The 14,681-nt window shown below is 66.4% G+C and carries 16 protein-coding genes and 1 pseudogene; 4 read left to right on the top strand and 13 right to left on the bottom strand.

The genetic code is table 11. From position 1 onward, the window contains the following. The first annotated feature begins 2 nt into the window (after positions 1 to 2). The gene (locus BKY27_RS05875; protein WP_071673523.1) at positions 3 to 1,157 is read left to right on the top strand and encodes an alpha-D-ribose 1-methylphosphonate 5-triphosphate diphosphatase; all 1,155 of its coding nucleotides are present in this window, start codon (positions 3 to 5) and stop codon (positions 1,155 to 1,157) included. A gap of 50 nt (positions 1,158 to 1,207) precedes the next feature. Here BKY27_RS05875 and BKY27_RS05870 read toward each other — a convergent pair whose 3' ends face one another. Further along, positions 1,208 to 2,353, bottom strand: a complete 1,146-nt coding sequence (locus tag BKY27_RS05870) for an alpha-D-ribose 1-methylphosphonate 5-triphosphate diphosphatase (RefSeq protein ID WP_071673522.1) — start codon at positions 2,351 to 2,353, stop codon at positions 1,208 to 1,210. Between the two features lie 38 nt (positions 2,354 to 2,391). Between BKY27_RS05870 and BKY27_RS05865 the strand changes: the two genes are divergently transcribed. Beyond that, complete coding sequence (locus BKY27_RS05865) at positions 2,392 to 3,075, top strand: DUF1045 domain-containing protein (protein ID WP_071673521.1); 684 nt, start codon at positions 2,392 to 2,394, stop codon at positions 3,073 to 3,075. Here the strand turns inward: BKY27_RS05865 and phnN are convergent. From phnN to BKY27_RS05840, 5 genes are read right to left on the bottom strand one after another with little or no spacing between them, the layout of a single operon-like run. Then, positions 3,057 to 3,599 (bottom strand): phosphonate metabolism protein/1,5-bisphosphokinase (PRPP-forming) PhnN, encoded by a 543-nt coding sequence (gene phnN, locus BKY27_RS05860; RefSeq protein ID WP_071673520.1) that lies wholly within the window; start codon positions 3,597 to 3,599, stop codon positions 3,057 to 3,059. The two genes, BKY27_RS05865 and phnN, sit on opposite strands and share 19 nt — an antisense overlap. Next, positions 3,596 to 4,276 (bottom strand): phosphonate C-P lyase system protein PhnL, encoded by a 681-nt coding sequence (phnL, locus tag BKY27_RS05855; protein ID WP_071673519.1) that lies wholly within the window; start codon positions 4,274 to 4,276, stop codon positions 3,596 to 3,598. The genes phnN and phnL overlap by 4 nt, the downstream gene beginning before the upstream one ends. Next, positions 4,273 to 5,253 carry a magnesium transporter CorA family protein gene (locus tag BKY27_RS05850; protein ID WP_071673518.1) on the bottom strand — a complete coding sequence of 327 codons (981 nt, stop codon included), beginning with the start codon at positions 5,251 to 5,253 and terminating at the stop codon, positions 4,273 to 4,275. Before BKY27_RS05850 ends, phnL begins: the two co-directional genes overlap by 4 nt. A 1-nt stretch (position 5,254) precedes the next feature. After that, on the bottom strand, positions 5,255 to 6,025 hold the full coding sequence (gene phnK / locus BKY27_RS05845) for a phosphonate C-P lyase system protein PhnK (protein WP_071673700.1): 771 nt from the start codon (positions 6,023 to 6,025) through the stop codon (positions 5,255 to 5,257). A 23-nt stretch (positions 6,026 to 6,048) separates the two neighbouring features. Continuing rightward, positions 6,049 to 6,885, bottom strand: coding sequence for an alpha-D-ribose 1-methylphosphonate 5-phosphate C-P-lyase PhnJ (locus BKY27_RS05840; RefSeq protein WP_071673699.1), 837 nt, complete (start codon positions 6,883 to 6,885; stop codon positions 6,049 to 6,051). An 85-nt stretch (positions 6,886 to 6,970) separates the two neighbouring features. Here BKY27_RS05840 and BKY27_RS20505 point away from each other — a divergent pair, with 85 nt between their 5' ends. Then, complete coding sequence (locus BKY27_RS20505) at positions 6,971 to 7,105, top strand: hypothetical protein (protein ID WP_267888885.1); 135 nt, start codon at positions 6,971 to 6,973, stop codon at positions 7,103 to 7,105. 92 nt (positions 7,106 to 7,197) lie between these two features. Here the strand turns inward: BKY27_RS20505 and BKY27_RS05835 are convergent, their stop codons facing one another. From BKY27_RS05835 to phnG, 3 genes are read right to left on the bottom strand one after another with little or no spacing between them, the layout of a single operon-like run. Beyond that, entirely contained in the window at positions 7,198 to 8,295 is a 1,098-nt protein-coding gene (locus BKY27_RS05835; RefSeq protein ID WP_071673517.1) for a carbon-phosphorus lyase complex subunit PhnI, read from the bottom strand. After that, complete coding sequence (gene phnH, locus BKY27_RS05830; protein WP_071673516.1) at positions 8,295 to 8,867, bottom strand: phosphonate C-P lyase system protein PhnH; 573 nt, start codon at positions 8,865 to 8,867, stop codon at positions 8,295 to 8,297. Before phnH ends, BKY27_RS05835 begins: the two co-directional genes overlap by 1 nt. Before the next feature lie 2 nt (positions 8,868 to 8,869). Then, a complete protein-coding gene (phnG, locus tag BKY27_RS05825) occupies positions 8,870 to 9,319 on the bottom strand; it encodes a phosphonate C-P lyase system protein PhnG (protein ID WP_071673515.1) in 450 nt (149 codons plus the stop codon). 95 nt (positions 9,320 to 9,414) lie between these two features. Between phnG and phnF the strand changes: the two genes are divergently transcribed. Then, a complete protein-coding gene (gene phnF, locus BKY27_RS05820; RefSeq protein WP_071673514.1) occupies positions 9,415 to 10,125 on the top strand; it encodes a phosphonate metabolism transcriptional regulator PhnF in 711 nt (236 codons plus the stop codon). Positions 10,126 to 10,219: 94 nt separating this feature from the next. Here the strand turns inward: phnF and BKY27_RS20325 are convergent. The 4 genes and pseudogenes from BKY27_RS20325 to BKY27_RS05800 all read right to left on the bottom strand — a co-directional run. Next, a pseudogene (locus tag BKY27_RS20325) lies at positions 10,220 to 10,336 on the bottom strand (polyketide cyclase); the annotation flags it as partial. 152 nt (positions 10,337 to 10,488) lie between these two features. Further along, positions 10,489 to 11,274, bottom strand: coding sequence for a carnitinyl-CoA dehydratase (locus BKY27_RS05810; protein WP_071673513.1), 786 nt, complete (start codon positions 11,272 to 11,274; stop codon positions 10,489 to 10,491). Then, on the bottom strand, positions 11,271 to 13,310 hold the full coding sequence (locus tag BKY27_RS05805; RefSeq protein WP_071673512.1) for an acetate--CoA ligase family protein: 2,040 nt from the start codon (positions 13,308 to 13,310) through the stop codon (positions 11,271 to 11,273). The genes BKY27_RS05810 and BKY27_RS05805 overlap by 4 nt, the downstream gene beginning before the upstream one ends. Positions 13,311 to 13,444: 134 nt before the next feature. Next, entirely contained in the window at positions 13,445 to 14,605 is a 1,161-nt protein-coding gene (locus BKY27_RS05800; RefSeq protein ID WP_071673511.1) for an acyl-CoA dehydrogenase family protein, read from the bottom strand. Positions 14,606 to 14,681 lie beyond the last annotated feature (76 nt).

The following is a 14,681-nucleotide window of genomic DNA, read 5'->3' as shown; positions in this document are numbered from 1 at the left end:
CCATGTTCGACGCCGTCGCCCCCGCCCCCTTGACCCTGTCCAACGCCACCATCGTCACGCCCGAAGGCTTGATCGAGGCCACCCTGCGCGTGGAGAGCGGCCGGATCGCGGGCTTTGCCTCTGACCGGGGCGAGGGCGTGGACCTGTCGGGGCACGTCCTGATCCCCGGGATCGTCGATCTGCACACCGACCATGTCGAGGCCCATGTGCACCCCCGCAACACGGTGCAATGGGCCTTCCTGCCCGCGCTGATGGCCCATGACGGGGTGGTGATCTCGGGCGGCACCACGACGGTGTTCGACTCGCTTTCCGTCGGTGCCTCGATGAAGCGACCCGAGCGGCGCGAAATCCTCGGACCTCTGGTCGAGGCGATCGAGCATGGCGTGTCCAATGGCCTGTTCCGCGCCGAGCACCTGCTGCACATGCGCTGCGAAATCTCCGACCCCGCCACGATTGATCTGGTCGATGCCACCATCGGCAAGGGCCTCGCGCGGCTGGTTTCGGTCATGGACCACACCCCCGGCGACCGCCAAAGCCCCGACATGGAGCGCTGGTTCCACCACATGATCCACGAGATGGAGATCGACGAGGCAGAGGGCCGTCTGCGGATGCAGGAACTGCTGGACCGCTCGGCCCGCGTCGGTGCCGAAGTGCGCGCCCATGTGGTCGCCGCCACCCACGCCCACGCCCTGCCATTGATGAGCCATGATGACCGCACGCTCGACCATGTCGATCAGGCACAGGCCGAGGGCGTCACGATCTCGGAATTTCCCACAACGCTGGATGCCGCCCGCAAGGCACGCGATTACGGGCAGGCCATCGTGGCGGGCGCCCCCAACTACCTGCGCGGCGGGTCGCAATCGGGCAATGTCGCGGTGCGGACCCTGCTGGAACAGCGGTTGGTGGATGTGCTGGCGTCCGACTACATCCCGCGCAGTCCGCTGGATGCGGCCTTTGCCATCGCCGCCGATCCCGCCCTGCCCCACAAGCTGCACGAAGCCGTCGCCCTGGTCACCGACCGCCCGGCACAATTGACCGGTTTGGGCGACCGGGGCCGGATCGAGGAAGGCCTGCGCGCTGACCTTGCCGCCGTGCGCGTGGTGCACGGCCAGCCGCAGGTCAGCGCCGTCTGGCGCGAAGGCGTGCGGGTATTTTGAAACCCCGAACACCGGCCCCGCACGGGCGGGCGCCGCGCCGCGCCCTGCCCTCAGGCCACGCGAACTCCATGCGACCAGACTCCGCGCAACAGCGGCACCTCGCCCGACAGACCGAAGCGCAGCACATCGGCCCGCAGCCCCGGCACCAATTGCCCCCGGTCTTCCAGCCCCGAGGCCTTGGCCGGGGCGCTTGTGACGGTGGCGATGGCGTCGGGCATCGAGTCCCACAACACGCCCAGCTTCACCGCAGCATAGAGCAGCGCCGAAGGCACGTAGTCGGACGACAGGATATCCAGCAGCCCCAATTCGGCCAGTTCCCCGGCGGCCACGTTGCCCGAATGCGACCCGCCCCGCACAAGGTTGGGCGCCCCCATCATCACCGCGATGCCATGCGCCTGACAGGCGCGCGCGGCGGCCTCGGTCGTGGGAAACTCGGCCAGCGCGATGCCATGCTCGGCAGACCGCGTCACATGCGTTTCGGTCGTGTCGTCATGGCTCGCCATCACCGCGCCAAAGCGCTGCGCGGCAGCCACGGCGGCGGCCTCATGCGGCTCGCGCACCTTTTCACCCAGCGCCACCCGGGTCGCCACATGCTCGTTGAAGACGTCCTCCGACAGGCCGTGCTTGCCGCGCATGTAGATCTCGTATTGGCGCAGGTCCGCGAATTGGCGCTGCCCCGGCGTGTGGTCCATCAGGCTCAGGATGCCGACGCGGTCCTCGGGGCCGAAATCGTCCAGTTCCTCGATCAACGTGTCCGAGCAGATCTCGGCGCGCAGATGCAAATGGTGGCTGATCTTCAGCGCCCCGCTCGCGCGCATCGCCAGAACCTCGTCGGCCAGCGCGCGGGCATAGCGGCGCCAGCCGACGCCGCCCTTGCCCTCGATCGACCCCACGCGGATCGCGTCAAAGACCGTGGTGATCCCCGTCGCGGCCAGTTCCGCGTCATGGGCGACGATGGCGGCGGCATGGGGCCAGTCGGCGCTCGGGCGCGGGCGGATATGGCGTTCGAGGTTGTCGGTGTGCAGTTCGATCAGCCCCGGCGCAACGTAGTCGCCGCCACAGTCGATGGCCCCGGCGGGCACGCTCGCCCCCCCTGCAATATCGGTGATCTCGCCATCCGCCATCCGCAGGCTGCCGGTGATCTCGCCCTCGGGCAGCACCAGCCGTGCATTGGCAAGGATCGTCTCTTCTGTCATCTGAACGTGACCTCTTCGAGGTTGGAAAGGAAAGAATTATGACCGCCTATCGCCGCTACGGAATCTACGCCGTGCCCCACGGGGCGTTTTACGCCAAGGGGGCCGCGTGGCTGGGTTGGGACAGCGTGGCGGGCTGCAAGCTGGATCACCCCGAGGTCGAGGGCCTGCCCCGCCCGGTGGCCGAGATGACCGGGACGCCCCGCAAATACGGCTTTCACGGCACCGTGAAACCACCCTTCCGGCTGGCCGACGGCATGACCGAGGGAGCGCTGCGCGATGCCGCGACCGCACTGTTTTCCCGGCTCGCGCCGGTCGAGATTCCGGCCCTGACCGTGCGCCGCCTTGGCGGCTTCGTCGCGGTGGTGCCGGTTGTCCCCTCCGACACGCTGACGCATCTGGCGGCGGAAACCGTGAAAGGGCTCGATGCCTTCCGCTCCGCCCCCTCCGAGGCCGAGCTGGAACGGCGCCGCGCATCGGATCTTTCTGCCCGGCAAGAGGCCAACCTCGCCCAATGGGGTTACCCTTACGTGATGGAAGAGTTCCGCTTTCACCTGACGCTGACAGGCCGTCTTGGCGACAACGCCGAGACCATGGCCGAACACCTGCGCAAAGAGTTCACGCCGGTCCTGCCGCAGCCCTACCGCATCGCAGACCTCGCCCTGATGGGAGAAGACGCGCAAGGCAGGTTTCACGCCCTCCATCGCTACACCCTTTCGGGGTAAAGCGCGGCAAGGGCGGTCTCGACACTGTCTTGCAGCCGCCCGCCATTGTCCACTTCGGTCACCCGTAGCCCGTCGGGCAAGGCCACCTCGCGCGCCAGACGGGCGCGGATATCCTCGGGCGTTTCGCGCCCCCGTGCCGCCAGCCGCTGCGCCAGCACCTCGGGCGCGGCGGTGACGTGCAGGACGTGCAGACTGGGAAACACCTCGGCCGCCGCCAACAGGTGCGCACGCGACAGGTTTGCCAGAACGTCGATCCCGAGCGACAGGGTTTTGTGGACCGAGGCTGGAATCCCGTACAGCAACCCGTGCGCGGGCCACCACAGGGCAAAGGCCCCGGCGTCGCGGCGGGCTTCGAACTCGGCCCGGCTGACGCCCTCGAAATCCTCGCCCCCCGCCGCCGAGGGGCGGGTGATAACCCGCCGCACCCGGTGGAAATCGGGATGCGCCGCGATCAGCGCCTCCATCACGCTGTCCTTGCCAACGCCCGAGGGGCCAACGACCGCGATGAAGCGTCCGGTGCTCATGCCGCGACCGGGGTGAAGGCGCTGACATTGACCTCGCGGTCGGCCACGCGGGTGCGGGCCTCCACGTCGTGGAAAATGCCGACGATGGCCGCGCCGTTCGCCTTGGCCTCTTCAATGAGTTGCAACACCGTTTCGCGGTTCAGCGCATCGAGGCTCGCGGTCGGCTCATCCAGCAGCAGCGCCGGATAGCCATGGGCAAAGCCGCGCGCGATGTTCACCCGCTGCTGTTCCCCGCCCGAGAAGGTGGTGGGTGACAGGCCCCACAGCGTTTCGGGAATGCGCAGCCGGGTCAGCAGGTCACGGGCGCGGGCAAAGGCCGCGTCGTCCGCGACCCCAAGCGCCAAAAGCGGCTCTGCCACCACCTCCAGCGTCGGCACGCGGGGCACCACACGCAGGAACTGGCTGACATAGCCCAGTGTCTCGCGCCGCAGGCCAAGGATCTCGCGCGGTTCGGCGGCGGTCAGGTCCACGTCGCCGATCATCACCCGCCCCGCCTGCGCCAGGTAATTGCCGTAGAGGATGCGCATGACGGTGGATTTGCCCGCGCCACTTTCCCCCGTCAGCGCCACGCATTCGCCGGGGGCCACGGTGAAATCGGCCCCTTCCAGCACCGGGATGACCGCGCTGCCCTGATTGTGCAGCGTAAAGGACTTGGCGAGGTTTTCGACCGTGATCATAGCCATTTCTTCCATTTGAAAATCAGGTAACAGCCAACCGCCGAGGCCAGCATCAACGCCAGCGCCGCCGGATAGCCCCACGGGCTGTCCAGCTCTGGCATCAGGTGAAAGTTCATCCCGTAGATCGACGCAACAAGCGTCGGCGGCAGGAACAGAACCGCCGCCACGGACACGATCCGCACAGTGGCATTCTGCAAGAGATTGATCATGCCCATCGTGGCATCGACTGTCAGGCCGATCCGCCCGGACAGGTAATCGCTATGGACCGACAGGGCCTGAATATCGCGCATTAGCCCCTTGATCAGCGCTTGCGCCGGGTCATCCCGCTCGATCGCGCCGAAATAGGATACCGCACGCTCCATGGTCAGAAGGGCCAGCCGCACCCGGCCGATCAGTTCCCCCTGTTGGCCGACCCGCCGCAAGGTCGCCTGCAACGCGTCGGAATCGCTGGTGGCATCCTCGGCAAAGACGCTGCGCGCGGCCTCGTCCAGCACCCGGCCCGCCGCTTCCAGCAAATCCGCCAGCCGCGCCACGATCTCTTCCCCAAGCCCAAGGAAAATCCGGTCGGGCGACCCGCACCCCGCCGCCGATTGCGCCGCGCGCGGCGGGAAAACCTCGAACGGGCGCGGCGCATGGTGGCGCACCGTCACCAGCCGGTCGGGTGTCAGGATGAAGGTCACCGGCCCGGCAGAGGGCTCGCCATCCGCGGTCTTTCCCGGCAGCACGACGGTCAGGTATTCCAGCCCCTCTTCGCGGAACAGCCGGTTTGAAATCTCGATCTGCTCCATCTCTTCCAGCGTCGGCACATCAACGCCAAGGGCGCGCACCGCCTCGACCTGTCGCGGCAGCGGGCGGAAAAGGTCGATCCACACCGCCTCGTCCGGGATCGTCACCGCGCCGCGATCGTCGATGAGAGACCCCGCCCCCGCCTCCAGCGCGATCAGCCCCTTGCCGCTATGTCCGTAGGCCGTCAGCATATCATACCTGCAGGACCGAGCTGACCAGCAACTGTGTATAGGCGTGTTGCGGATCGTCCAGCACCTGGTCCGTCAGGCCGGTTTCCACCACCTGCCCGCCCTTCATCACCATCAGCCGGTCGGCCAGCAGCCGCACCACCGCCAGATCGTGGGTGACGATGATCGCAGACAGCCCAAGCCGCCGCACCAGACCGCGCAACAGGTCCAGCAGACGCGCCTGCACGCTCACGTCCAGCCCGCCGGTGGGTTCGTCCATGAACACCAGTCGCGGCCCGGTCACAAGGTTGCGCGCGATTTGCAGGCGTTGCTGCATCCCGCCCGAAAAGCCCGAGGGGCGGTCGTCGATCCGGCTCATGTCGATCTCGACCCGCGCCAGCCAATCACCGGCTTCCTGCCGGATGTCGCCATAATGGCGCGCGCCCACGGCCATCAGCCGCTCGCCCACATTGCCGCCCGCGCTGATCCGCATCCGCAGCCCGTCGCGCGGGTTCTGGTGAACAAAGGCCCAATCGGTGCGCCCCAACATCCGCCGTTCCGGCTCGCTCATGGTCAGCGTGTCCTGCGGGCCGTCGGCGCGGGTGTCGAAGATCACCTCGCCGCTATCGGACGGCAGATGGCCGGCAAGACAGTTCAGCAAGGTGGACTTTCCCGAGCCGGACTCTCCCACGATGCCCAGAACCTCGCCGGGATAGAGATTGAAATTCACGTTCTCACAGCCAATGCGCGCGCCATAGAACTTGGAGAGGTTTCGCACCTCAAGCAGCGGGGTCACCGGGGTCTCTTTCACGGCGGCGGTCATGCGGCCTCTCCTTTTTCGCGGCGCGCGGCGCAGTAATCGGTATCGGAACAGACGAAGATCCGCCCGCCCGCGTCATCGACGATCACCTCGTCGAGATAGCTGTCCTCGGCCCCGCACAATTCACACGGGTGGTCGGCGCGCGAGGGGTCGAACGGGTAGTCCTCGAAATCGAGGCTCACCACCTTGGTATAAGGTGGCACCGCATAGATGCGTTGTTCGCGCCCGGCCCCGAACAATTGCAGCGCCGCCGATTCCAGCTTCGGGTTGTCGAACTTGGGAATCGGCGAAGGGTCCATCACGTAGCGGCCTTCAACTTTCACCGGATAGGCATAGGCTGTCGCTATTTCGCCATGTTTTGCAATGTCTTCATACAGCTTAACATGCATCAGGCCGTATTCTTCCAAGGCGTGCATCTTGCGTGTCTCGGTCTCGCGCGGTTCCAGAAACCGCAGCGGTTCGGGGATCGGCACCTGATAGACGAGGATCTGATCCTCTGTCAGGTCGGTTTCCGGAATCCGGTGCCGCGTCTGGATCACAGTGGCGTCGGATGTGCGCTCGGTCACCGCCACACCAGCCGTTTTTTCAAAGAACTTGCGGATAGAAACCGCGTTGGTCGTATCGTCCGCGCCCTGGTCGATCACCTTGAAGGTATCGTCGGGCGTCAGGCAGGCCGCGCTGACCTGCACACCGCCCGTGCCCCAGCCATAGGGCATCGGCATTTCGCGGCTGGCAAACGGCACCTGATAACCGGGAACCGAGACGCCCTTCAGGATGGCGCGGCGGATCATCCGCTTGGTCTGCTCATCGAGATAGGCAAAGTTATAATTGCTGATCATTTCCCATTCTCCGCCGTCAACGTGCCACAAACCGGGGCGATGTTCTGAGACACAACGAGTAAAACCAAACTGGAGACGTTACATGACACTTTACCTTGCCTGCATCGCCACCGTCGTATGCTGCACCATGGGCGCAAACGCGCTTCACAAATTCATCCTCGCGCGCCGTGAAGAGCGCGCGGACGCGGATACGATGGACAGCGGCGCTCCGGCGTAAAGCTGTTGTGCCCCGGCCGCGCCGGGGCAACCGCCACAGCCTGAAAGCGGCGCCCATCGTGGCGCCGTCTTTTTTTGCGCCAACGACCGCGATCATTCCGCCGCCTCCTGCACGTCGCCCTGCGCGGCCATGGCCTCGGCCCGGATGCGCCGGATCAGTTCCAGTTCGGACTGGAAGTCGACGTAATGCGGCAGCTTGATATGTTCGAGGAACCCCGTCGCCTGCACGTTATCCGAATGATACAGCACGAATTCCGCATCCTGCGCAGGCGCACCCATGTCATCTTCGCCCAGTTCTTCCCAGCGTAACGCCCGGTCCACCAGCGCCATCGAAATCGCCTTGCGCTCCGAATGCCCGAAGACCAGCCCATAGCCCCGCGTGAATTGCGGCGGCTCGCTCTTGCTCCCCAGAAACTGGTTCACGGTCTCGCATTCGGTGACCTTCACCTCGCCGATCTCGATGGCAAAGCCCAGTTCCGGGATCTCCATCTCGACCGGCACCGTGCCCACGCGCAACTCTCCCACGAAGGGGTGGTTGCGGCCATAGCCGCGTTGCGTGGAATAAGCCATCGACAGCACGAACCCCTCGTCCCCCCGCGTCAACGCCTGCAAGCGCAGGGGCCGGTCTGCCGGGAAATCCAGCGGCTCTCGCGTCAGGTCGCGCGGCGTGGCCGGGCCCTCGGGTTCGTCCTGAATCAGGTCTTCCCGCGCCAGAAAGCTTGTCACATGCGGCAGGTCGCCCTCGGTGGCCGCGCCGGTCGCGGGCTCCGGCACCTCACCGCCCTCGGCGGCCAGCGCGAAATCCAGCAGCCGGTGGGTATAGTCGAAGGTCGGCCCCAGTACCTGCCCGCCCGGCAAATCCTTGAAGGTCGCGCTGATGCGCCGGTCACAGGCCATCGCCCCGGTCGCCACCGGCGCCGACGCGCCAAACCGCGGCAACGTCGTGCGGTAGGCCCTGATCAGGAACACCGCCTCGATCATGTCGCCCCGCGCCTGCTTGATCGCCAGTGCCGCAAGGTCGGGATCATAAAGCGACCCCTCGGCCATCACCCGGTTCACCGCCAGCGCCAGTTGCTCGCGGATCTGGGCCAGGCTCAACTCGGACACATCCGTGTCGCCCCGGCGTTCCTCGGCCAGCCACGCGTGCGCATTGTCGATCGCCCGCTCGCCGCCTTTTACAGCCACATACATCAGCCAGCCTCCGTCACGGTCGTGGATCGCGGCAGACCGGCCACCCGGTCGCCACAGGTGAAGTAACAGTCGAACCCCAGCGGGAAGCGCTTGGCATTGGCCTGGAACGCCGCCAGCTCCGGCAGGCTCAGCGCCGCCTCGGCCTCGATCCCCGGCCCGGTCAACCGCGCGCCCGCGGGGTCCAGCACCTCCGTCTCGACGATCAGCGTGGCCGAGCGGTCCGGGTATTCCGACGTCCCGATCCGATAGGCCCCGACCGGCTGCAACGCCGCCCATGTTCCAAGCGCGAAATCGGCCTGCTCCGGCCCCACCAGCGGCGCACCGCAGTGAAAGGTGATCCACTGGCGCAGCGCTTGCGTGTCATGCGCCCCCGCCAGATAGACCCCGGTTTCCGGGTCGCACAGCGTCAGAAGAAGCGCCCCCGCAGCGGGCGAGGCCGGCGCGGGCGGCGCCGCACCCGCCAGCCGGTCGATCCGACCGGGCCGGGCCAGCACCTGCAACGCCGCGCGAAACGCCAGCGCCGCCTCACGCGGGGCATCGGCAAAGCCGCCATCCATCGCCGTCATTTCCATGCTCATTCTCCCCGCACGATGGTAAAGAATTCCACCTTCGTCGCGGCGGCCTTTTCGGCCCGCGCGGCCTTGCCGCCTTCGGCCTCGGCCCGCAGCGGCAACAGGATCGCCGCCTCCAGCGCCGCCGCCTGCCCGTCCTCGGACAGGGCGTCGATCAGCGCAACAGCGCGCGCCGCCTCATGGCTGCGCCCCTGCACATAGCCATGCCCAACCGCGCCCGATCCCAACCGGACCGAACACCGCGTCACGGTGATTTCGCCAAGGTTGAACGGCGCGCCCACGGCCCCCGCGCGTCCCCGCACCATCACGGTGCCGATCTCGGGCGCGCGCAGCACCTCATGCTCCGGCGCCGCGCCAAAGCCCTGCCACAAGTCCAGCAGCCGCGCATGCGGTGCCTTGGCCAGCGTCGAGAGCCGGGCCTTGCGGGCGTCAATTTCAATTTGATCAGACATCTTGCCAAGTTGTCCATTTATATATACAACTAGACAAATCCATACAGACGCCCCCGAGTCGGGGCAAGTGCCGCATGATGAAAGTTTGGTGACATATGGGACGCAGCCCGCTCTGGACGGCCATCCGTGCCACGCTCAGCGACGAGATCGCGCGCGGCCACTACCAGCCCGGCGACCGCCTGCCGACCGAGGCGCAGCTTTCCGACCGCTTCGGCGTGAACCGCCATACCGTGCGCCGCGCCCTGTCGGCCCTGGCCGAGGACGGCACGGTCCATTCCCGACGTGGCGCAGGCGTATTCGTGACGCATCGGCCCACCGACTACGCCATCGGCCAGCGGGTGCGCTTCCACCAGAACCTCATGGCCTCGGGCCGGGTGCCGGGGCGCGAAATCCTGCACCTCGCCACCCGCGCCGCCGATGCGCGCGAGGCTCTGGCACTTGGCCTCGCGCCCGGCGCTGCCGTCCATGCCTATGAAGGGCTCTCGTTTTCAGACGACCAGCCCATCGCGCTCGCCCGCTCGGTCTTTCCCGCCGACCGCTTCCCCACCATGCTGGACGACCTGCGCCACCACCGCTCGGTCACGGCAGCCTTCAGGGCCCAGGGATTGGCCGACTATACCCGCGCCTCGACCCGGATCACCGCCAAGACGGCCTCGCCCACCCAGGCCGTGCACCTGCGCCTGCAACCCGGCGCCCCGATCCTGCGCGCGGTCAGCATCAATGTCGATGCCGCGGGTACGCCGGTGGAATATGGCCGCACATGGTTCGCAGGCGACCGCGTCACCCTGACCATGGGCGAACCCTGATCCCTTCTTCTTGGCAAAAATACTCCGGGGGAGCGCGAGGGGGCAGCGCCCCCTCGCCCGGATCGGCGGCGTCAGCCGACGATCCCGCAGGGCCTCAGCGCGCCATCAGCCCCCTGGCATAGCCTTCAAGCTGGGTGACCACCGTCCCCCAGCCATCGGAGAACCCCATCTCCTCATGCCCCTGCCGCGCCTCGGGGCTGCGGTGACGGGCAACGTCGTTATCACCCCTGCTCTGTCATCCCCGCGCAAGCGGGGACCTCTCTTATTTGACGCCGACCCCGGAAAGCCGCCAATCCGGTGTACGGGGGGTGCACAGGGGGTGTACGCCCGGTGTACGGGGGGCGACGGGGGTTTTTTCGGGCGTCAGCGCCCTTTCCAGACCGGGTCGCGCCCCTCGGAAAAGGCCCGCGCCCCCTCCCTCTGATCCTCGGACCGGTAGAGCGTTTCGACCGTCTCGAACTGGCTTTTGGTGATCCGGTTCATCGCGTCCTGAAAGCTCATGGCCTCCGCCTCGCGCACGATTTCCTTGATCGCCGCATAGACCAGCGGCGGCCCCGAGGCCAGAAGGTCCGCCATCTCGCGCGCCTTGGCAAGCAATTGATTCGATGGGTAAATATGGTTGATCATCCCCCACCGCGCCGCCTCTTCGGCGTCGATCCATCGGCCGGTGAACAGCATCTCCATGGCGATGTGATAGGGGATGCGTTTGGGCAGCTTGATGCTGGCCGCGTCCGCCACCGTGCCCGACCGGATTTCCGGCAAGGCAAAGGTCGCGTGCTCGGCCGCCAGAATGATGTCACCTGACAAGGCCAGTTCCAGCCCGCCGCCGCAGCAGATCCCGTTAACCGCTGAAATCACAGGCTTATTCAACCCCCTGAGTTCCTGCAACCCGCCGAAACCACCCTTCCCGTAGTCGCCATCCACGGCATCGCCACCCGCCGCCGCCTTCAAGTCCCAGCCAGGGCAAAAGAACTTTTCGCCCGCCCCGGTGACAATCGCCACCCGCAACTCGGGATCGTCCCGAAACCCAGTAAAGACCTCGCCCATGATCACACTGGTTTTCAGGTCGATCGCATTGGCCTTGGGCCGGTCCAGAGTGACCTCCAACACATGCCCGCGCCGCTCCGCGCGAATGGGATTGTCCGTCATGTTTTCTCTCCAATCGTGATCAGCGCATCGGCGGCAATCGCCCCTGCGCCCGTGCAGATCAAGGGGTTGATTTCCACCTCTTCAAGCCAGGAAGCCTCTTCCGTGACAAAGGCTTGTACGGCCATGACCGTATCGAGCACCGCCGCCATGTTAACCGCCGCCGCCCCCCGATAGCCAGCCAGAAGCGGCGCGATTTTCAGGCGGCTCAACGCCTCTTGCACCGCGCCGCGTGACGCAGGCAGCAGCAGCGAGGCCGTGTCTTTCAGGATTTCGGTCAGCGTCCCGCCCGCGCCCAGGGTCAGCACGAACCCATGCGCCGGGTCGCGCACCACGCCCACCAGCAATTCGACCAAACCACCGCTTACCATTTCCTCGACGAGGACGCTTTCCGCCCCCATCCCGCGCACCGCCGTCCCGACCGCCGCCGCATCGCGCAGGTTCAAGGCGATCGCCCCAGCTTCGGTCTTGTGGGCAACGCCCTCGCCCTTCAGGACCACGGGGAATCCTATGCTCTGCGCAACGCGCGCCGCCGCCTCCGGCGACGCGGCCCGTCCCGCCCGCGGCACCCGCACCCCATGCGCCGCCAGCCGCGCCTTGGCCTCGGCCTCGCTCAAGACCTGCGCCGCAACCGGCCGCCCCGGCATCAGGACAGGCCCCTGATCTTCGCGCGCCTCTCCCAGCCACGCCGCCAGGTCCATCGCCGCCAGCGCCTCTCCCATGCCGCAGAACGGAACGATCCCCTGCGCCATCGCCGCATCGGCAACCGCTTCCGGCATGGTTTCGGGAATGCTTCCCAGCACCGCCATGCGCTTGCCAGTGGCAGCTTGCGTTGCGACCGCGGCCTCGACCACCTTGTGCCAATCCGTGCCATCACAGCGGTCCGGTCTGGGGAAGTCCAGGACCGCGCAGCCCATGGCCAGATCGCCTTGCATCATGGCCCTGAAACAGGATGCCGTCGCCGGGCCATCGCCCCATATATAGGTGTGGTAATCCAACGGGTTGGCCAGCGCAACCTTGGGCCCCAACGCCTCGGCCAGGGCCATCGCCTGCTCCGGTTGCAACGCCGGAAAGACCAGCCCCGTGTCCAGCGCCAGATCGGCCATCAGGCTGGCCTCGCCGCCGGAACACGACATCGACGCGATCCGGTTCGACGCCAAGGGCCCGCCCGCATGCAGGATCTTCAGCGTCTCCAGCATGTCCGACAGGGTCCGCGCCTGCGCGATCCCGAGCCGTGCCAACACCGCCCGACCGCCCGCGTCACTGCCAGCGACCGAGGCGGTATGCGACACCGTCGCCGCCCGTGCCTGGTCGGACGCCCCCACCTTCAGCGCAACAATGGATTTGCCCACGGCCCGCGCCTCACGCGACAGGGCCTCCAGCCCCCGCAGGTCCGCAATCCCCTCGATATGCAGGCCAAGCGCTGTCACTCGGGGGTCGGCCAGCAAGCCGCGCCCCATTTCGGCCAAATCGGTCTGGGCCTGGTTGCCCGCCGTCAGGATATAGGCAATCGGCAGCCCCCGCGCCTGCATCGAGATATTGCACGCGATGTTGGAGCTTTGCAGCACGAAGGCCACGCCACGTTCGACGGGAACCAGCCCATGCTGGTCCGGCCACAGCACCGCCCCATCCAGCGCATTCAGCAGCCCATAACAATTCGGCCCGAGGATCGGCATATCCCCCGCAGCGTCGATCAGCGCCCGCTGCAGCTCCGGCCCATCCGCGAGTTCCCGCTCGGCCTCTGCAAAGCCGCTGGCAAAACAGATCGCGCCGCCAGCGCCCATACCCGACAGCAATGCCACGGTCTCGACGGTCACATACCGGTTTACCCCGACAAAGACCGCGTCCGGTGCCCCCGGCAGGTCTTCGACATGCGAAAAGACCGGCAGCCCCGCCATTTCGGTACGGCGCGGATGTACCGGCCACAAGTCGCCGGAAAACCCGATCTTGCGGCATTCACGAAGAACATTCGCACACCACGCCCCGCCGCCGACAACGGCAATGCTCCGGGGCCTCAGCAATCGGTCGAGGTTACGCATAACGCCCCCTTCTTCTTGGCAAAAATACTCCGGGGGGGGGTCGCCGTCAGGCGACGGGGGGCAGCGCCCCCACCCGCGCGACCGGCACGGTCGCGCGCGGATCGACGCGCGACAGCGCGGCGAACCCCCCTTCATCACGCACCCAAAGGCCGGAACAGCTCCCGGCTGATGATGTGGCGCTGGATTTCGCTGGTCCCGTCCCAGATCCGCTCCACCCGCGCATCGCGCCAGAACCGCTCGATCGGATAGTCACTCATCAACCCCATGCCGCCATAGATTTGCATCGCCGTATCCGTGACCCGCGCCAGCATCTCGGATGCATAAACCTTGGCCGAGGCAATCTCCCGGTTCGCAGGCAACCCCTGATCCAGCCGCCAGGCCGCATTCAGCGTCAGCAGGTCCGCCGCATCAATCTCGGTGATCATATCCGCGATCTGAAAGCTCACGCCCTGAAATTTTGCAATCTGCTGCCCGAACTGTTCCCGCTCTGCCGCATAATTCAGCGCGTAGTCGAAAACCCGCCGGGCGCGACCGACGCTCATGGTGGCAACCGTGATCCGCGTGGCATAGAGCCAGGTGTTCATCACTTCGAACCCACCATCGACCTCCCCCAAGACCTGCGCGTCGGGCAGCCGGCAATCGTCGAACTCCAGCACCATGTTCTTGTAGCCCCGATGGCTGACCGATTTGTAGCCGTCGCGGATGGTGAAACCGGGCGTGCCTCGATCCACCAGAAACGCCGTGATCCGCTTTTTCGGGCCCTTCGGCGTCTGATCCTCACCCGTGGCGATGAAGACGATGATGAAATCCGCATGGTCCGCGCCGGAAATGAAGTGCTTGGTGCCATTCACAACCCAATCCCCACCATCGCGCACCGCGGAACATTTCATCCCCCGCACGTCCGACCCGGCCCCCGGTTCGGTCATTGCCAGCGCGTCCATCCGTTCGCCGCGCACGGCAGGCAGCAGGTAGCGGTCCCTCTGCTCGCCCTCGCAGGCCATCAGGATGTTCTGCGGTCGCCCGAAGAAATGGTTGAGCGCCATGGACCCGCGCCCCAATTCCCGCTCCACCAGAGCGAAATCAAGGTGGCTCAGCCCGGCGCCGCCGACCTCTTCGGGAAAGTTGCAGGCGTAAAAGCCAATCTCGATGGTCTTGCGCTTGATCTCGTCGGCCACCTCTTTCGGCACTTCACCGCTGCGCTCCACCGCGTCTTCGTGCGGGTAAATCTCCTTCTCGACGAAGCTGCGCACGGTCGAGACGATCATTTCCTGTTCATCGGTCAGGCCGAAATGCATGGGGCTCTCCCTTGTCCTGTTGGCCTGACTATGGAAGATGCGCACACAAGAATTGTGCAGGATTAATCAAAAACCA

This window comes from Nioella nitratireducens (assembly GCF_001879715.1).
Lineage (GTDB): Bacteria > Pseudomonadota > Alphaproteobacteria > Rhodobacterales > Rhodobacteraceae > Nioella > Nioella nitratireducens.
This window is presented reverse-complemented; position numbering and strand designations above follow the sequence as displayed.